This window comes from Pseudomonas sp. P65(2024) (assembly GCF_057480955.1).
Window position 1 is genome coordinate 458803 of sequence record NZ_JBLIYX010000001.1, and the last position, 17000, is coordinate 475802.

Sequence of the window (17000 nt, forward strand, 5' to 3'; positions counted from 1 at the left end):
AGCTCTGCGGCGGGGGTGACAATGCCGGGATTATGGGCGAAAGGACCGGCCAGCGGCAAACCGGCTATGCTCGCTGGATGATGCCCTTCGCCGATCTCGAGTCCCTGCCCCGCCAGCTGCGCCACCCTGCCGTGCGCGACCTGGCCTGGGCGTTGCTGTCGCCACCGCTGCTGGCCCAGGCCGGCTGCCCCCAGCGCCACCCGCTGCAGGGCAGCGCCTGGGCCGATGATCCACAGCGTCTTGGCCACTGGCTCGCTGCGCTCGACCTGGCGCCCACGCCGCTGCTGAGCTGGCTGACACGCCTGAACAGCCGGCGGCTGGGCTTGTACTACGAAAGCCTGTGGCAGTTCGCCCTGCAGCAGGCGCCAGGCATCGAGCTGCTGGCGGCCAACCTGGCAATCCGCGACGGCGGGCGCACCCTGGGTGAACTCGACCTGTTGCTGCGCGACCGTGACGGCGATCATCATCTGGAACTGGCCATCAAGCTCTACCTGGGCCCACCCGTCGACGATGGCCAGGTCCCCGCGCACTGGCTCGGCCCCGGCTGCCATGACCGCCTCGGCACCAAGCTGGCGCACCTGGCCGGTCATCAACTGAGGATCTCCGGTCAGCCGCATAGCCGCGAAGCGCTGGCTGGCCTGGGTATCGCCGAAGTTCAGGCGCACCTGTGGCTCGGCGGTTATCTGTTCTATCCCTGGCCCGGACATGCCGAGGCGCCTTTGGGTGCTCATCCGACGCATTTGCGCGGGCGCTGGCTGCATCGGCGGGATTGGGCGGATTACCTCGAGCACTGCCCCCTGGGACGCTGGCAACCGTTATCCCGGCAGGGGTGGCTGGCTCCGGCGCGGGTTGAAGCAGACCGTTGCTGGGCGGCCGAGCAGTTCGACAGCTGGTTGCTAGGACTGGATGAAGTGGCTCCGGCGCAGTTGCTGGTCAGGCTTGAAGAGGTTGGAGACGGTGCCTGGCACGAAGCCGAGCGGCTGTTCCTGGTGGCAGACAGCTGGCCACACCTTACGGGGTGATGACCGTGTAGCACTAGACATTCTTGCCTGCCCATATCAACACATTTTTTACACCGCACCGTTACGATGACAGCCAGGCGCCAGCAAGAGCGCCCTTTCCAACCTGATGACGAGGACTCACCATGGATTCATCCACCCCCGCAGCCCATTACGCGCGGCTGTCGATCGCCCTGCACTGGCTGATGCTGGTGCTGCTGGCCGCTGTCTACGCCTGCATCGAGCTGCGCGGCCTGTTTCCCAAGGGCAGCGCCGAACGCGACCTGATGAAAGACCTGCACTTCATGCTTGGGCTGACGGTGTTCGTGCTGGTCTGGCTGCGTCTGGCCCTGCGCCTGTCGCGCCCCACGCCGCCAATCGTACCCAGGCCGCCGGCCTGGCAGACAGGCCTGTCGCACCTGGTGCACCTGCTGCTGTACCTGATGATGATCGGCCTGCCACTGGCCGGCTGGGCGATCCTCAGCGCCGCTGACAAGCCGATCCCGTTCTATGGCCTGGAGCTGCCAGCCATCGTCGCTCCGGATCCGGACCTGAGCAAGTTCATCAAGGGCTGGCACGAGCGTATCGGCAGCTGGGGCTACTGGCTGATCGGCCTGCACGCGCTGGCTGGGCTCTATCACCACTATGTGCGGCGCGACAACACGCTGCTGCGCATGCTGCCCTACAAATAGCCGCGTCGTCCCTGCAGGCCTCCGGTGTGCAGGAACACCAGGCGGGTGCCGGGGGCGAAACGCCCGGCCTCGACCTGGTCGCGCAGGGCCAGCAGGGCCTTGCCGGTGTAGAGCGCTTCCAGCGGCATGCCGGTTTGCCGTTCGGTGTCGGCGATGAACGCCAGCAGTGCATCGTCGATACGGGCAAAGCCGCCACGGCTGGCGTCGTGCAGCTTGTAGCCCTGCACGCCCGCCAATGACACGACGGTCTCTGGCACGCCGTGGTCAAACGGCACGGCGAGAGCGCCATGAACGGCATGCCTGCCCGCCTCTTCCAGCACCAGCCCCGCCAGGGTGGTGCCGGTTCCCGCTGCTAGCCACCAGACGTCGTAGTCGGCCCAGCCGAGCGTTGCCAGTTGCGCCCGACACTGCTCGATGATCAACCCGCAGCCCTGGGCACCAGCCAGGCCGCCACCGCCTTCGGGAATGCAGTGCCAGCCTGGGTACCGGGCCTGCCAGGGCTGCCAGAAGCCGGGTTCATGGCGGGCGCGGTAGCCGCCGAAACCGAGCCAGTGCAGTTCCATGCCCAGAGCTCGCAGGTCCTGTACCGTCGGTGTTTCCTGGGGGTGGCCACGCAGCAGGCCGGCGGTGGCGAAGCCGAAGCGCTTGCCGGCGGCCGCCAGGGCATGGAGATGGTTGGAATGGTTGCCGCCCAGGCTGATCAGGCCCGGGGCATTGGCCGTGCGGGCCTGGAGCAGGTGATGACGCAGCTTGAACCATTTGTTGCCGCTGATCAGTGGGTCGATCAGGTCCAGGCGCAGGACCGCGGCGTTGATTCTCGCGTGGCATAACCAAGGCAGGTCCAGGCGATGCAGAGGGGCTTGGGGGAGTGAAAAATCAGACATGAAGGCAGTTTATCTGATCGCGCAGATGCAGACGTGCTGCTCGTTGCCGTTGCCGTTGCCGTTGCCGTTGCCGTTGCCGTTGCCGTTGCCGTTGCCGTTGCCGTTGCCGTTGCCGTTGCCGATCAAGAGTCTAGCGCCATAGCCCGCTAGCGACAGCTGCGTCAGCCCAGGCGCCGCCCGTACCTCCTGAAGTCGCAATTGGTGGCGCCTGAACTATTGCGCACTTAGAAGCAACAGCAAGATCAAGAAGTGCGAAGTGGTAGTTAGCCGATTGGCAATAAAGAAACGAGCTTGACCCTATTACGTGCAAACCCGCTTCTACAAGTCATGTATAACTTCTTGTAGGAACGGGCTTGCACGAAATCAAAACAGACTTTAACGCGCTGGCGCGAGTTTGCCCTTGTCATCGGAGAAGACGATCTCGACCCGACGATTCTGCGCCCTGCCCCGCTCCGAGGCATTAGCCTCCACCGGATACTGGTCGCCATAACCCTCGACCTGAATACGCTTCTCATCTACCCCCAGATCGACCAGCATATCGGCGACCGACTGGGCGCGATCACGGGACAGCTTGAGGTTCTCTTCCGCAGCGCCAGTGCTATCGGTGTATCCCTCGATCCGCACCACCCGCCGTGGATTGAGCTGAAGGAACTGCACCAGCTTCAGTACAGTACGGCTGGCAGAATTCTTCAGGTCGGCCTGGCCGGTATCGAACAGCACGTCACCCAGAGTCATCACCAGGCCACGATCCGTCTGCTCCGACGCCAGCGCGACAATCTGCGCCTCGACGAACTTGCCCTGCTGCTGGACGCTGGCCAACTTGGCCTCGCGCAGCGCCAACTGCAGGCGCTGGCGCTCCAGATCAAGCTTGGCCAGACGCTCCTGGTTCAACGCCAGCTTGGCGTGCTCGCTGGCAATCTCGCTGTAGCGCTGGCTCAGGTAGGCGTAATGACGCACATCGCTGCCGGTGCCGACATAGCCAGCCAGACGCTCCGCGCGCGCCAACGACTCGCCGGCGCGGATCACATCGCGAGGAGCGCTGCGCAGCACATCGGAATCGTCCTTGACCTTCTGGAACGCGGCACTGGCGTCGTCCAACGCCGACTCGCTGCGCTGGCTGGCACAACCCTGCAAACCGACCAGGGCCAGCAAGGCCAAGGCCGCCATGGGCTTGAGGCGCTTCATGGCTGCGCCTCCAGTTGCTTGCGCAGGCGCTTGATCCGTGACTGCATCACCTGCAGCTGCTCCTCGCTCTTCTGGTTCAGCACCCGCGCCTCGGCCAGGCGCGCATCGAGCTCGGCCTGCTCGGCGCGCATGCGCGCATCGCGATGGCTTTCGCCGAGCATGTTGCTCTTGGCCCGGGCCAGCTTGTCTTCGGCCAACTTGAACTCCGGTACCTGCTCATTGGCGCCGACCGCCTTGGCCTGCTCCAACGCCTGTTCCGACAGGCGCAGCTGTTCATTGGGTGCCGGGTCGTTGGCACAGCCGGCCAGGCCAAGCACGGCCAGGGCGAGCATCAAGGGTTGGATTCTCACTCACGCTTCCTACTGTTTGGGGGCACCCTGCGACGCCTGCATCTGCGCCTTCCAACGCTCGACATTGCGCTGCAGCACAGCCTCGCTCGCCCCGGAGACCGGCAATTCTGTCAGTTTTTTCGCCAGTTGTCCGCGCAACCAGCTGTCGTTGCACGCCGAGTTGTGCGAGACCGCCAGGTACAGCCCCGGACGGTCCACCGGCAAACCCCGGGCGATGAGGTCGTTGCCCACGCCCAGGCTCTGCGCCATGGCCATGCCCGCGTAGCGCCCCGCCAATACATAATCGACCTGGCCGAGCACCAGCTTCTGGAAGGCCTGCGTCAGGTTTTGCGCCGGCTCCAGCTTGAGCTGGGACTTGGCGAAGGCATCGAAGGCCGGGGTCAGGCGGGCCTTCTCGGACAGCGCGCCACGGTACTGGGCGAGGTCTGCCGGGCCCTCGAACATCAATGTGGCGTCGTGGCGGGTCCAGACCAGGTACTCGTTGAGCTGCAAGGCCGGATGGATGTAGTCCAGGCTGGTCAGCTGGGTGACCTGCATCGGCGTGTCGAGCAGCAGGTCCATACGCCCGCTACGCACTTCCTCCAGGGCCTGCTCGCGCTTGCCTGCGTGCAGCACCTCGATCTTCACCCCAAGCTCGGCCGCCACCTGGCGCAGCAGGTCGACATTGGCGCCAATCAGGTGTTTCGGGTCCTGCGGGTCCTGCCAGGAGTACGGCGGCGCATCCGGGCTGCCGGTGGCGACCAGGCGCTCGCACTTGCCCACCGCCAAGGCCTGCGTCGACAGCAGCGCCAGCACGCAGGCCAGCCCTCCCTTGCTCCAGCGAAACGCCATGCAAACTCTCCCCGCCCCTGAAAAAACCATGAAAAAACCCGGACCGCCAAGGGCGGGCCGGGTTCTTTATAAGTGAAGCAGGCGGATCAGACCAGCTTTTCCAGCTCCGGAACCGCTTCGAACAGGTCGGCGACCAGGCCGTAGTCGGCGACCTGGAAGATCGGCGCCTCTTCGTCCTTGTTGATCGCGACGATCACTTTCGAGTCCTTCATGCCGGCCAGGTGCTGGATCGCGCCGGAGATACCGACGGCGATGTACAGCTGCGGCGCGACGATCTTGCCGGTCTGGCCGACCTGCATGTCGTTCGGCACGAAGCCTGCGTCAACCGCCGCGCGCGAGGCGCCGACGGCGGCGCCGAGCTTGTCGGCCAGGGCGTACAGGTGCTTGAAGTTGTCACCGTTGCCCATGCCGCGTCCGCCGGAAACGACGATCTTGGCGGCGGTCAGTTCAGGACGGTCGGACTTGGCCAGCTCTTCGCCAACGAAGGCCGACTTGCCGGCGTCATGGGCGGCAGCGACGGCTTCGACAGCGGCCGAACCACCTTCGGCGGCCACGGCGTCGAAGCCGGTGGTACGCACGGTGATGACCTTGACCGCAGCGCTCGATTGCACGGTGGCAATGGCGTTACCGGCATAGATCGGACGCTTGAAAGTGTCGGCGGATTCAACGGCGATGATCTCGGAGATCTGGTCGACGTCCAGCAGCGCGGCAACGCGCGGCAGGATGTTCTTGCCATTGGTGGTGGCCGGGGCCAGCACGTGGCTGTAACCCTTGGCCAGTTCGACCAGCAGCGGCGCGACGTTTTCCGGCAGGGCGTGGGCGTAGGCGGCGTTATCGGCAACCAGCACCTTGGCTACGCCGGCGATCTTGGCGGCGGACTCGGCGACGCCACCGACGTTCTGGCCGGCGACCAGCACGTGGATATCACCACCGATCTTGGCGGCAGCGGCGACAGTGTTCAGGGTGGCCGGGGCTACGGCACCGTTCTCGTGTTCAGCGACAACCAGGATAGTCATTTAGATTACCTTCGCTTCGTTCTTCAGCTTCTCGACCAGTTCGGCCACCGACTTGACCTTGATACCAGCGCTGCGGGCGGCAGGCGCTTCGACCTTGAGGGTCTTGTTGGTGGAGGCGATGGACACGCCCAGCGCGTCTGGAGTGATGGTCTCCAGCGGCTTCTTCTTGGCCTTCATGATGTTCGGCAGCGACGCGTAGCGCGGCTCGTTCAGGCGCAGGTCGGTGGTGACGATGGCAGGCAGGTTCAACGCGACGGTCTGCAGGCCGCCATCGATTTCACGGGTGACATTGACCTTGTCGCCAGCGACTTCGACCTTGGAGGCGAAGGTGCCCTGGGCGAAGCCGGTCAGCGCGGCGAGCATCTGGCCGGTCTGGTTGTTGTCGCTATCAATGGCCTGCTTGCCGAGGATGACCAGCTGCGGCTGCTCCTTGTCGACAACAGCTTTCAGCGCCTTGGCCACGGCCAGGGAATTCAGTTCGTCAGCGGCCTCGACCAGGATGGCGCGGTCGGCGCCCAGGGCCAGGGCGGTACGCAGTTGCTCCTGTGCGGCGGTCGGGCCGATGGAGACGACGACGATTTCGCTCGCCACGCCCTTCTCTTTCAGGCGGACGGCTTCTTCCACGGCGATTTCGCAGAAGGGGTTCATGGACATCTTGACGTTTGCAAGGTCGACGCCGGAGTTGTCCGCCTTGACGCGAACCTTGACGTTGTAGTCGACCACTCGTTTGACAGCTACAAGAACCTTCATGGATTCCTCGTTACTCTCCGGTGAAAAGAAGATCGCCTGGGGACTGCCCGGCGAATGCGCGTGGGTACAAGGGCACCTCTAAAAACGTTCCGACGCCGACAAAGCTCAATTGACCGATCAGTCCTGTTTCGACCCTTGCGGGTAAAACCCACGGGTCATTTTCTGTCGTGGCGTGTAGACTCCACTACAAAACCTGATTCGGCCCGTAAACCCTGCTCCACGCCTGGTCTTTAGGGGTGCACCTGCGCCCGACGGTCAGCCTACGGCGAACGCGAAAGCGCTCGTATCTTGACCGTAACACCCAATCCGGTCAATACGGCAAATTGGCCAGCCTCCAGCCGCCCACCTGCGATTCTACGGGCCTTCGGCAAATTCAAACAAACGTTTGTATTGGACCCGCCAAGTGGTGTAGATATAATGCGCGGCCAAGACAAAACGGTGTAGTCCATCACCTGCGAAGCTACAGCCTCTGCACGCCGCACGTGACCGTGAACACCCATAAAAGACAAGCAACGCGATGAGCCTTGAGTAGGAGAGAACCTGTGGAACGCGAATACATGGAATTCGACGTGGTCATCGTCGGCGCAGGCCCGGCGGGTCTGTCCGCCGCCTGCCGCCTGAAGCAGAAGGCCGCCGAAGCCGGTAGCGAGATCAGCGTCTGCGTGGTCGAGAAAGGCTCCGAAGTCGGCGCCCACATCCTCTCCGGCGCGGTGTTCGAGCCGCGCGCCCTGAACGAACTGTTCCCCGACTGGAAAGACCTCGGCGCGCCGCTGAACACCGAAGTGAAGCGCGACGACATCTATGTGCTGAAAAGTGCCGACAGCTCGACCAAGGTTCCCGACCTGTTCGTGCCCAAGACCATGCACAACCAGGGCAACTACATCATCTCCCTGGGCAACCTGTGCCGCTGGCTGGCCCAGCAGGCCGAGAACCTGGGCGTCGAGATCTACCCGGGCTTCGCCGCCCAGGAAGCGCTGTTCGATGAGAACGGCGTGGTCCGCGGCATCGTCACCGGCGACCTGGGTGTCGACCGTGAAGGCCAGCCGAAGGACGGCCTGTACACGCCGGGCATGGAACTGCGCGCCAAGTACACCCTGTTCGCCGAGGGCTGCCGTGGCCATATCGGCAAGCAGCTGATCAAGCGCTTCGACCTGGACAACGAATCCGACGCCCAGCACTACGGCATCGGCCTCAAGGAAATCTGGGAAATCGACCCGGCCAAGCATGAGCAGGGCTTGGTGGTGCACACCGCCGGCTGGCCGCTGGACGTGATGAGCGCCGAGAACACCGGTGGCTCCTTCCTTTATCACCTGGAGAACAACCAGGTGGTGGTCGGCCTGATCGTCGACCTGTCCTACTCCAACCCGTACCTGTCGCCGTTCGACGAGTTCCAGCGCCTCAAGCACCACCCGGTGATGGCCCAGTACCTCGAAGGCGGCAAGCGCATCAGCTACGGCGCCCGCGCCATCTGCAAAGGCGGCCTGAACTCGCTGCCGAAGATGGTCTTCAATGGCGGCGCACTGATCGGCTGCGATCTGGGCACCCTGAACTTCTCCAAGATCAAGGGCAGCCACACCGCGATGAAATCCGGCATGCTCGCCGCCGAGGCGGTGGCTGACGCATTGATCGCCGGCAGCGAAGGCGGCGACCAGCTCAACGGCTATGTCAGCGCCTTCAAGGCCAGCTGGCTGTATGAAGAGCTGTTCGCCAGCCGCAACTTCGGCCCGGCCCTGCACAAGTTCGGCCCGTTGCTCGGTGGCGCGTTCAACTACATCGACCAGAACTGGTTCGGCGGCAAGCTGCCGTTCACCCTGCATGACACCAAGCCGGACTACGCCTGCCTCAAGCTCGCCGCCGACTCGAAAAAGATCGACTATCCGAAACCGGACGGCAAGCTCAGCTTCGACAAGCTCAGCTCGGTATTCCTCTCCAGCACCAACCATGAAGAGGAGCAACCCTGCCACTTGAAGCTGACCGATCCGAATATCCCGATCGCCAGCAACCTGCCACTGTACGACGAGCCGGCACAGCGCTACTGCCCGGCCGGCGTGTACGAAGTGGTCACCCAGGAAGACGGCAACAAGCGTTTCCAGATCAACGCGCAGAACTGCGTGCATTGCAAGACCTGCGACATCAAGGACCCGGCCCAGAACATCACCTGGGTCACCCCTGAAGGCGCTGGCGGGCCGAACTACCCGAACATGTAAGCCCTCCTTGCGGTAAGCAAAAGCCCCCTGGCCGTGCGGCCAGGGGGCTTTTTCATGGTCGCTGATCTCGAGCACAAGACCTGCCCTGAAGTGCCATTGACCGGTCGTCCGTTTATAGGACTGTCAGATCGGAGGTCATAGCCAGATTAGCCTTCTAGTCCACCGCCAGGAAGTCCTGACCATGGGTGAGCATGAACGAAATCTCACTGGGTAGGCCATGCCCCGGAGCCTGATCGCCACTCCTGCCATCCAGTGTTTTCAATAGGGAGAAATCGACCGTCTGCTGGCGTTGCGCACTGTCAGTCAAGAGCACGGCATGGCTGCTGGCGGTCAACTGGATACGGCTGATGTGGCGAAAGTCATGCAGCAGGTGCACGCCGGTCAGTTGCTTGCCATCACCGTAGACCACCATCCAGGCCTGATCAGGGTGCAGGCGGGACTCCAGCACGCAGGCCAGGCTGCGGCCCCAGCGGATCACCGGCGTTCTGGCTTGATCATCCGGTTTCGTGCTGGCGGGATTGGCAGCCGAAAAGCTCATCTGTGGCGGAAACGCAGGCAGCTGGGCCCGCGTCATCCAAGTGATGCTGAAACTGGACATGCATATTTCTCCTGACTGTATGAACGAATGGTCCATCAACGATCAGTCGAAATTACGTGCACAATCTCGAAGGCGCAGTAGGGGAGCAGAGCTGCAGACGCTCAAAATCCCTACCCTGCCTGTAGGACCTGTTGATTGCCTGGCCCGGAAGTCTGCCTCACTGCCCTGCAGCCTTTACCGCTTCATTTGTCACCACACATGAGCGGCATCGGCTGCGCCGCAAACCCCAACGGCTCACGGCGTCTGAAGTAGAGCGCCGTAAGCAATCCGACCATGCCCATGACCAGACAAAAGCCGACGCACACCCATGGGCTCCAGGGCATCAAGGCGATCAGCGCCAACGGCGTGGTGCTGGCCCACAGGGCGTACGCGACGTTGTAGGTGAAGGAGATGCCCGACACCCGGATCTCGGCCGGGAACAGCCCAACCATCACCGACGGCACCACCCCCACCACGCCACAGGACAGGCCAGCCAAGGCATAGGCCGCCCAGGTCTGCCCCCACTGCCCCACCAGGCTGGCGTACAAGGTGCCAATGCCCAAAGGCAGCAGCAGGCAGTAGAACATCAGCGCCCGCCAGGCGCCGATGCGGTCCACCAGCAACCCCGCCAACACGCAGCCGATATTGAGGAAGACGATGCCCACGCTGCTCAGGGCGAAGGTGTGCCCGGCTGTCATGCCGAACCGTTGCTGCATCACGGTCGGGGTGATCACTACCAGTACCACCACCGCCGAGGTCAGCACACAGGTCAGCAGCGCGGCTGGAATCAAGGCCCGTCGGTGAGTGCCCAGCACCCGTCGCAGGGGGAAGGCCACCGGCTGCTCCTGCTGCGCCCGCAGGGCCAGGAACACCGGGGTTTCACTCAGCCAACGACGCAGCCAGACACCGATCACGCCAAACACGCCGCCAAGCAGGAAGGGATAGCGCCAGGCGTAGTCGAGGATCTCCTGGGGCGTGAACAATTGCGCCAGCAGGGTCGCGGTCAGCGCCCCGAGCAGGTAGCCGAAGGTCAGCCCGGCCTGCAGGAAGCCCAGCGCATAGCCGCGACGTCCAGGTGGCGCATGTTCGGCGACGAAGGTCCAGGCGCTGGGCACCTCGCCGCCGACCGCCGCCCCCTGCAAGATGCGCAAGGCCAGCAGGATCAGCGGCGCGGCGTAGCCGATGTCGGCGTAGGTCGGCATCACCCCGATCAGCAGGCACGGCAGCGCCATCATCAGGATACTCAGGCTGAACACCCGCTTGCGCCCCAGGTGGTCGGCGAAATGGGCCATGAGGATGCCACCCAGCGGCCTGGCCAGGTAGCCGGTGACGAAGATCCCGAAGCTCTGCAGCAGGCGCAGCCACTCCGGCATCTCAGGCGGGAAGAACAGCTGGCTGAGGGTCAGCGCGAAGAACACGAAAATGATGAAATCGTAGATTTCCAGGGCGCCACCCAGCGCGGCCAGTCCCAGGGTCCGGTGATCGCTACGGCTGAACCGTGGCGGGCGGGTGGTATCGATGGCAGTCATGGCAGCTTCCGCAACGAGGCAAAAGGCCAGAGGATAGCAAATTCACTGATCGCTCAGGGATTGCGGCAAAACACGGTCTGCGCAAGGTTGGTACGCCGCCGGGCATAACTGGACGCCCCCGCCAACCCCGGCGGCAAGGGCAGTTGCCCAACCAGCACCGGCATGTCGATGATCGCCATGAACGACTCCAGCGCCTCGCTGTCGGGCGCCTGGGGCAGGCTGATGCTGACGGCGTGGCGATCGCTCGGCGGTACGACGGGCACTTTCAGGTGTGACGAGTGGTACAGCAGTGCGTGCTGGATCTGCGAACTGACCCTGCAGAAGCGCGCCAGGTCTACCCCAGCATGACTGGCCAGCTCTATGTTACCCACCAACAGGTTGAAGGGTTCCAGTGCGCTATGCACCAGGCGCTGCAGGTCGTCGAAACTCTCCACCGGGGCGATCCGGTAATAACCCAGCCCATTGAGCATTTTCTCCAGCTGCAGGCGCTGGCCGGGGTGCTCGTCGGCGATGAGGATGCGCATGGATTTGTTAGGCATCGTCCGGACCTGGGCAGTTGGGTGGTAACGGTAGCTCCATGACCATACTGCGCCGGCAACGGCAACGTCGGGCGCAATGCCTGAACGGGGGTCTTTATTGATAGTTGTCGTGATCCCGGGAGAAATCAAGTCGCCCACTCACGGAATTTTCACATCCGCAGGCGGCTCGCTCAGGACTCCCACTGGCGCATGCGCACACGGCAATGCTTCATGGCATTGACGATGTGCTTTTCCACCAGGCTGCGGGAAATACCCAGGCGCTCGGCGATCTGCTGGTGCGACAGGCCATCGAGCTTGCGCAGCAGGAAGCTGTCGCGGCAAGGCCCACTCAATTCATCCAGCGCCTGGCGCATCAGCGCCAGGCGCTGGTCGAGCTGCATGCTCTGGGTCAACGCCGGAGTATGCCAGCGCTCATCGTTGTCCAGAACCTCCAGCGGCTCGGCCTGACGCACCAGATGTCGACGGTGATGATCGACCACAAGATTCATGGCCGTACGATAGAGGTAGGCGCGCGGGTGCTCGATATGCTCGCCCTCCGTGCGCTCCAACACCCGGATGTAGGCATCGTGGGCGACGTCTTCGGCCGACTGGCGATTACCGAGTCGGGCGGACAGGAAGCTCACCAATTCGCGATAGTAATGTTCCACGACGGCACCTGGCGTCACCCTGCCCCAGCGTTGCGAGCCAAGGAAGAGGTCTGGATGATATCAGCGTGCGATCTTACAAATTATAATTATTCGCAGCAACACGCAGCCCCCTTCTCTGCGCTAAATCGTCATCGATATCATTCGTTTAACTGGGACCCCCGAGCGCACGCCCCATCGCGGCACTCGGCCACTACCTCCGGCTGGAAGCCCGCATGACACGCACATTCAATACCCGCCGCAGCGTGCTGATCGGCGCCCTGGGCCTGGCCGGTCTCGGCAGCCTGGTGGCCTGGCAGGTCCTGCCGCTCGGCGGCGCACCGGTCAGCACCGTGCCAGTGATCCGCGCCGACATCGAAAGCAGCGTCACCGCCTTGGGCACCCTGCAGCCGCGCCGCTATGTCGACGTGGGCGCCCAGGCCTCGGGGCAGATCCGCAAGCTGCATGTGGAACCCGGTGACGAAGTGCGCCAGGGCCAACTGCTGGTGGAGATCGACCCGTCCACGCAGCAGGCCAAGCTCGATGCCGGGCGCTACTCGATCGAAAACCTCAAGGCCCAGCTCGCCGAACAGCGGGCGCAGTACCTGCTCGCCCAGCAGCAGTACAAACGCCAGCAGGATCTGGCTGCGGCCGGCGCCAGCCGCCAGGAAGACCTGCAAACGGCAGCGGCGCAACTGAAGGTGACCCAGGCGCGCATCGACATGTACCAGGCGCAGATCCGCCAGGCCCAGGCCAGCCTGCGCAGCGACGAGGCGGAGCTGGGCTACACGCGGATCTACGCGCCCATGAGCGGCACCGTGGTGGCGGTGGACGCCCGCGAGGGCCAGACCCTCAACGCCCAGCAGCAGACACCGCTGATCCTGCGCATCGCCAAGCTCTCGCCAATGACCGTGTGGGCCCAGGTATCCGAAGCCGACATCGGCAAGGTCAAGCCGGGCATGACCGCCTACTTCAATACCCTGGCCGGCGGCAAGCGGCGCTGGACCAGCACCGTGCGGCAGATCCTGCCGGTACCGCCCAAGCCCCTGGACCAATCCAGCCAGGGCGGGGGCAGCCCGGCCAGCACCACGGCTGGCACCACGGGCACCAAGGTGGTCCAGTACACCGTGCTGCTGGACGTGGATAACCCCGACGGCGCCCTGATGGCGGAGATGACCACCCAGGTGTTCTTCGTCGCCGGCCAGGCCAGCCAGGTGCTCAGCGTGCCATTGGCCGCGCTGGACGAGACCCCCGAAGAGGGCTTGCGCCTGGCCCAGGTGCTGAACGGCAAGGGCCAGGTCGAGGCGCGCCAGGTGCGCACCGGCTTGAGCGACCGCCTGCGGGTGCAGATCCTTGAGGGTTTGAACGAAGGCGAGCGCCTGGTCATCGGCCTTCCTGCCGCCAGTGGGGGTTGAGATGGCCACGCCCCTGATCGAGCTGTGCGACATCCGCAAGGTCTATGGCGGTGTCGATTCGCCCAGGGTCGAGGTGCTGCGCGGCATCAGCCTGAGCATCCACCCCGGCGAGTTCGTCGCCATCGTCGGCGCCTCGGGCTCCGGCAAGTCGACCCTGATGAACATCCTCGGCTGCCTCGACCGCCCCACCTCGGGCAGCTACCGCTTCGCTGGCCGGGACGTGGCCGAACTGGACAGCGACGAGCTGGCCTGGCTGCGCCGCGAAGCCTTTGGCTTCGTGTTCCAGGGTTACCACCTGATCCCCTCGGGCTCGGCCCAGGAGAACGTCGAGATGCCGGCCATCTACGCCGGCACCCCGCCCGCCGAACGCCATGCCCGCGCCCGCGCCCTGCTCGAACGCCTAGGGCTGGCCAGCCGCACCGGCAACCGTCCGCACCAGTTGTCCGGCGGCCAGCAACAGCGGGTGTCGATTGCCCGTGCGCTGATGAACGGCGGGCATATCATCCTCGCCGACGAACCCACCGGCGCCCTCGACAGCCACAGTGGCGCCGAGGTGATGACCCTGCTCGACGAGCTGGCCAGCCAGGGCCATGTGATCATCCTCATCACCCATGATCGCGAGGTCGCGGCCCGCGCCCAGCGGATCATCGAGGTGCGCGACGGCGAGGTGGTCGGTGACTCGGCCACCCCGTCATCGGCCGATGCCCCGCCCCGACAGGTGCAAGCCGACGACCTGCGCCAACGCCTGGACTTCGGCGCCACCCAGCGCGGCGCCTGGAAAGGCGAACTGGCAGAGTCCCTGCAGGCCGCCTGGCGGGTGATGTGGATCAACCGCTTCCGCACCGCCCTGACCCTGCTCGGCATCATCATCGGGGTGGCCTCGGTGGTGGTCATGCTGGCGGTCGGCGAAGGCAGCAAGCGCCAGGTCATGGCGCAGATGGCCGCCTTCGGCTCGAACATCCTCTACCTCAACGGCAAGCACTCCTCCGAGGAGCTGACCGGTATCGTCACCCTCGATGATGTCGACGCCATCGGCGAACTGCCGCAGGTCAAGCGCGTCATGCCGGTGATCGGCGACAAGCTCATGGTGCGCCACGGCAACAAGGGCGAGCAGTTCTATGTCGGCGGCAACAACACCGGATTTCCCGAGATTTTCAACTGGCCGGTGGTCGAGGGCAGCTTCTACAGCGAGGCCGACGAAGCCAACGCCGCCGCCGTGGCCGTGATCGGACAGAAGGTGCGCGAGAAGATGTTTGGCGCAGGGAGCAATCCGCTCGGCCAGTACCTGCTGATCGGCAACGTGCCGTTCCAGGTGATCGGCGTGCTCCAGGGCAAAGGCGCCAGCTCCGGCAGCGAGGACAGCGACGAGCGCGTGGTGGTGCCCTACTCCGCCGCCTCCATCCGCCTGTTCGGCAGCCGCGATCCGGAATACGTCACCATCGCCGCCCTGGATTCCGGCCGGGTCAAGGAAACCGAGCAGGCGATCGAGCGCCTGATGCTGCAGCGCCACCAGGGCAAGCACGACTTCGTCCTGACCAACGATGCCGCGCTGATCCAGGCCGAGGCCCGCACCCAGAACAGCCTGTCGCTGATGCTTGGGGCGATCGCCGCGATCTCGCTGCTGGTCGGCGGCATCGGCGTGATGAACATCATGCTCATGACCGTGCGCGAGCGCACCCGCGAAATCGGTATCCGCATGGCCACCGGCGCGCGCCAGCGCGACATCCTGCGCCAGTTCCTCACCGAAGCGGTGATGCTGTCGATGGTCGGCGGCGTGACCGGCATCGTCCTGGCCCTGGCCATCGGCGGCGGCCTGTTGCTGGCCGACATCGCCGTGGCCTTCGCCCTGCCCGCCATCCTCGGCGCCTTCGCCTGCGCCGTGATCACCGGCGTGGTCTTCGGTTTCATGCCGGCCCGCAAGGCCGCCCGCCTCGACCCGGTCAAGGCCCTTACCAGCGAATAGTTCATGACGATTCCCAGCCGTACCAGCCTGTTGACCCTGAGCCTTTGCCTGGCCGCCTGCAGCAGCCCGCCGCCACCGGCGGCGAACATCGACACGCCACCCGCCTGGCAGGGGCCGGCCACAGCCCAGCCCCTGCCTGACAGCCAGTGGTGGCGCGCCTTCGCCAGCACCGAGCTGGACCGGCTGGTCGAACGCGCCCGCCTCAACAGCCACGACCTGGCCGCCGCCGCGGCGCGGGTGCGCAAGGCCCAGGCCAGCGCCGTGATCGCCGGCGCGCCATTGCTGCCCGAGGTGCAGTTGGGCCTGAACGGCAGCCGCCAGCGCTTGCTGCGCGGCGAGGGCAACGACCAACTCGACGCCAGCAGCAACGAACGCACCAGTACCTCGTTCGGAACCCGCCTGAGCGCCAGCTACGAGATCGACTTCTGGGGCGGTCTGCGCGCCACCCGTGACAGCGCCCTGCGCAGCCTCGACGCCAGCCGCTTCGATCGCCAGACCGTGGAGCTGACCCTGGTCAGCGCCGTGGCCGACAGCTATCTGCGAGGCCTGGCTCTCGACGAGCAACTGCGCATCGCCCGCCTCAACCTGAGCAACGCCCGCGACGTGCTGGGCCTGGTCGAAGCCCGTGAACGCTCGGGCTCGGCCACCCGCCTGGAACTGGCCCAGCAGCGCAGCCTGGTGGCCGCCCAGGAGCGCCAGTTACCACTGCTCGAACAACGCCGTCAGGACAACCGCATCGTCCTTGCCACCTTGCTGGGCGATCCTGTGCAGGCGCTGCCCGCCACCGACGAAACCATCGGCAACGTGCAGTGGCCAGCCATCGGCAGCGGCGTGCCCAGCGAACTGCTCGGCCGCCGCCCGGACATCGCCGCCGCCGAGGCACGCCTGGCGGCGGCTAGCGCCAATATCCAGGTAGCTCGGGCGGCGATGCTGCCGCGTCTGATACTGGGCGCGGACCTGGGCAGTGGCGCCCGGACCGTGCCCAATATCTTCGACAGCCCCTACTACACCCTCACCGCCGGGCTCACCGCGCCGATCTTCAACAACGGTCGGCTGAGTGCCGCCCGGGACGCGGCCCGTGCCGAACAGCAGGAGTTGCTGGAGCTGTACCGCGCCAGCATCCTGGCCGGGTTCTCGGATGTGGAGAAAGCCCTGAACGCCATCGCCGGCGTGGAGCGCCAGCGCCGCTGGCAGGACCAGGAAGTGGAACAGGCGCGTATCGCCTTTGATTTGGCCCAGCAACGCTACACCGCCGGTGCCGAGACCCTGCTCACCGTACTCGAGACCCAGCGCACGCTGTACCTGGCCCAGGACCAGCAAGCGCAGCTGCGCCTGGAGCAGTTACGGGGAAGCGTGGCGTTGTACAAGGCACTGGGCGGAGGCTGGCAGGCGCCGCAGACGCTGTAGGAGCAGGCTTGCCCCGCTAAAGCGCCAGGCCAGA

The 17000-nt window shown here is 65.0% G+C and carries 17 protein-coding genes; 6 read left to right on the forward strand and 11 right to left on the reverse strand.

Annotated features, from left to right (window positions below; genetic code table 11):
• Positions 1 to 32 precede the first annotated feature (32 nt).
• A complete protein-coding gene (locus AC25MA_RS02205; RefSeq protein ID WP_213883474.1) occupies positions 33 to 1022 on the forward strand; it encodes a DUF1853 family protein in 990 nt (329 codons plus the stop codon).
• Between the two features lie 122 nt (positions 1023 to 1144).
• Positions 1145 to 1690 carry a cytochrome b gene (locus tag AC25MA_RS02210; RefSeq protein WP_028692911.1) on the forward strand — a complete coding sequence of 182 codons (546 nt, stop codon included), beginning with the start codon at positions 1145 to 1147 and terminating at the stop codon, positions 1688 to 1690.
• Here AC25MA_RS02210 and AC25MA_RS02215 read toward each other — a convergent pair.
• The 7 genes from AC25MA_RS02215 to AC25MA_RS02245 all read right to left on the reverse strand — a co-directional run bounded on the left by AC25MA_RS02215 (position 1681) and on the right by AC25MA_RS02245 (position 6706).
• Positions 1681 to 2574 carry a 1-aminocyclopropane-1-carboxylate deaminase/D-cysteine desulfhydrase gene (locus AC25MA_RS02215; protein WP_486971757.1) on the reverse strand — a complete coding sequence of 298 codons (894 nt, stop codon included), beginning with the start codon at positions 2572 to 2574 and terminating at the stop codon, positions 1681 to 1683. The genes AC25MA_RS02210 and AC25MA_RS02215 overlap by 10 nt on opposite strands.
• A 9-nt stretch (positions 2575 to 2583) precedes the next feature.
• Positions 2584 to 2772: a hypothetical protein gene (locus AC25MA_RS02220; protein WP_486971758.1), complete on the reverse strand. Its 189-nt coding sequence runs from the start codon at positions 2770 to 2772 to the stop codon at positions 2584 to 2586.
• Positions 2773 to 2949: 177 nt separating this feature from the next.
• Positions 2950 to 3759: an OmpA family protein gene (locus AC25MA_RS02225; RefSeq protein WP_028692909.1), complete on the reverse strand. Its 810-nt coding sequence runs from the start codon at positions 3757 to 3759 to the stop codon at positions 2950 to 2952.
• On the reverse strand, positions 3756 to 4109 hold the full coding sequence (locus AC25MA_RS02230) for a DUF4398 domain-containing protein (RefSeq protein ID WP_028692908.1): 354 nt from the start codon (positions 4107 to 4109) through the stop codon (positions 3756 to 3758). Before AC25MA_RS02230 ends, AC25MA_RS02225 begins: the two co-directional genes overlap by 4 nt.
• Positions 4110 to 4118: 9 nt before the next feature.
• Entirely contained in the window at positions 4119 to 4940 is an 822-nt protein-coding gene (locus AC25MA_RS02235) for a substrate-binding periplasmic protein (RefSeq protein ID WP_088852629.1), read from the reverse strand.
• 86 nt (positions 4941 to 5026) lie between these two features.
• Entirely contained in the window at positions 5027 to 5956 is a 930-nt protein-coding gene (locus AC25MA_RS02240) for an electron transfer flavoprotein subunit alpha/FixB family protein (RefSeq protein WP_028692906.1), read from the reverse strand.
• Positions 5957 to 6706 (reverse strand): electron transfer flavoprotein subunit beta/FixA family protein, encoded by a 750-nt coding sequence (locus AC25MA_RS02245; protein ID WP_028692905.1) that lies wholly within the window; start codon positions 6704 to 6706, stop codon positions 5957 to 5959.
• A gap of 542 nt (positions 6707 to 7248) precedes the next feature.
• On the opposite strand from AC25MA_RS02245, the gene AC25MA_RS02250 reads away from it, so the two are divergent.
• Positions 7249 to 8913: an electron transfer flavoprotein-ubiquinone oxidoreductase gene (locus AC25MA_RS02250; protein ID WP_069017306.1), complete on the forward strand. Its 1665-nt coding sequence runs from the start codon at positions 7249 to 7251 to the stop codon at positions 8911 to 8913.
• A 154-nt stretch (positions 8914 to 9067) separates the two neighbouring features.
• Here AC25MA_RS02250 and AC25MA_RS02255 read toward each other — a convergent pair whose 3' ends face one another.
• The 4 genes from AC25MA_RS02255 to AC25MA_RS02270 all read right to left on the reverse strand — a co-directional run bounded on the left by AC25MA_RS02255 (position 9068) and on the right by AC25MA_RS02270 (position 12205).
• Positions 9068 to 9511: a hypothetical protein gene (locus tag AC25MA_RS02255; RefSeq protein WP_028692903.1), complete on the reverse strand. Its 444-nt coding sequence runs from the start codon at positions 9509 to 9511 to the stop codon at positions 9068 to 9070.
• A gap of 182 nt (positions 9512 to 9693) precedes the next feature.
• The gene (locus AC25MA_RS02260; RefSeq protein ID WP_028692902.1) at positions 9694 to 11019 is read right to left on the reverse strand and encodes an MFS transporter; all 1326 of its coding nucleotides are present in this window, start codon (positions 11017 to 11019) and stop codon (positions 9694 to 9696) included.
• A gap of 53 nt (positions 11020 to 11072) precedes the next feature.
• Positions 11073 to 11558, reverse strand: a complete 486-nt coding sequence (locus AC25MA_RS02265) for a histidine kinase (RefSeq protein ID WP_088852631.1) — start codon at positions 11556 to 11558, stop codon at positions 11073 to 11075.
• Positions 11559 to 11728: 170 nt separating this feature from the next.
• A complete protein-coding gene (locus tag AC25MA_RS02270; protein WP_028692900.1) occupies positions 11729 to 12205 on the reverse strand; it encodes a sigma-70 family RNA polymerase sigma factor in 477 nt (158 codons plus the stop codon).
• A 212-nt stretch (positions 12206 to 12417) separates the two neighbouring features.
• Between AC25MA_RS02270 and AC25MA_RS02275 the strand changes: the two genes are divergently transcribed.
• The 3 genes from AC25MA_RS02275 to AC25MA_RS02285 are packed head-to-tail and all read left to right on the forward strand — an operon-like array spanning position 12418 to position 16966.
• Positions 12418 to 13596: an efflux RND transporter periplasmic adaptor subunit gene (locus tag AC25MA_RS02275; RefSeq protein WP_028692899.1), complete on the forward strand. Its 1179-nt coding sequence runs from the start codon at positions 12418 to 12420 to the stop codon at positions 13594 to 13596.
• Position 13597: 1 nt separating this feature from the next.
• A complete protein-coding gene (locus AC25MA_RS02280; protein ID WP_088852632.1) occupies positions 13598 to 15559 on the forward strand; it encodes a MacB family efflux pump subunit in 1962 nt (653 codons plus the stop codon).
• Positions 15560 to 15562: 3 nt separating this feature from the next.
• On the forward strand, positions 15563 to 16966 hold the full coding sequence (locus tag AC25MA_RS02285; protein WP_028692897.1) for an efflux transporter outer membrane subunit: 1404 nt from the start codon (positions 15563 to 15565) through the stop codon (positions 16964 to 16966).
• Positions 16967 to 17000: the final 34 nt, after the last annotated feature.

Bases quoted from the DNA above. Each gene is read 5' to 3' on its own strand.
- AC25MA_RS02275 (WP_028692899.1), top strand. From the start codon at position 12,418: ATGACACGCACATTCAATACCCGCCGCAGCGTGCTGATCGGCGCCCTG.
- AC25MA_RS02245 (WP_028692905.1), bottom strand. From the start codon at position 6,706: ATGAAGGTTCTTGTAGCTGTCAAACGAGTGGTCGACTACAACGTCAAG.
- AC25MA_RS02260 (WP_028692902.1), bottom strand. From the start codon at position 11,019: ATGACTGCCATCGATACCACCCGCCCGCCACGGTTCAGCCGTAGCGAT.
- AC25MA_RS02210 (WP_028692911.1), top strand. From the start codon at position 1,145: ATGGATTCATCCACCCCCGCAGCCCATTACGCGCGGCTGTCGATCGCC.
- AC25MA_RS02265 (WP_088852631.1), bottom strand. From the start codon at position 11,558: ATGCCTAACAAATCCATGCGCATCCTCATCGCCGACGAGCACCCCGGC.
- AC25MA_RS02255 (WP_028692903.1), bottom strand. From the start codon at position 9,511: ATGTCCAGTTTCAGCATCACTTGGATGACGCGGGCCCAGCTGCCTGCG.
- AC25MA_RS02235 (WP_088852629.1), bottom strand. From the start codon at position 4,940: ATGGCGTTTCGCTGGAGCAAGGGAGGGCTGGCCTGCGTGCTGGCGCTG.
- AC25MA_RS02225 (WP_028692909.1), bottom strand. From the start codon at position 3,759: ATGAAGCGCCTCAAGCCCATGGCGGCCTTGGCCTTGCTGGCCCTGGTC.
- AC25MA_RS02285 (WP_028692897.1), top strand. From the start codon at position 15,563: ATGACGATTCCCAGCCGTACCAGCCTGTTGACCCTGAGCCTTTGCCTG.
- AC25MA_RS02240 (WP_028692906.1), bottom strand. From the start codon at position 5,956: ATGACTATCCTGGTTGTCGCTGAACACGAGAACGGTGCCGTAGCCCCG.
- AC25MA_RS02280 (WP_088852632.1), top strand. From the start codon at position 13,598: ATGGCCACGCCCCTGATCGAGCTGTGCGACATCCGCAAGGTCTATGGC.
- AC25MA_RS02205 (WP_213883474.1), top strand. From the start codon at position 33: ATGGGCGAAAGGACCGGCCAGCGGCAAACCGGCTATGCTCGCTGGATG.
- AC25MA_RS02215 (WP_486971757.1), bottom strand. From the start codon at position 2,574: ATGTCTGATTTTTCACTCCCCCAAGCCCCTCTGCATCGCCTGGACCTG.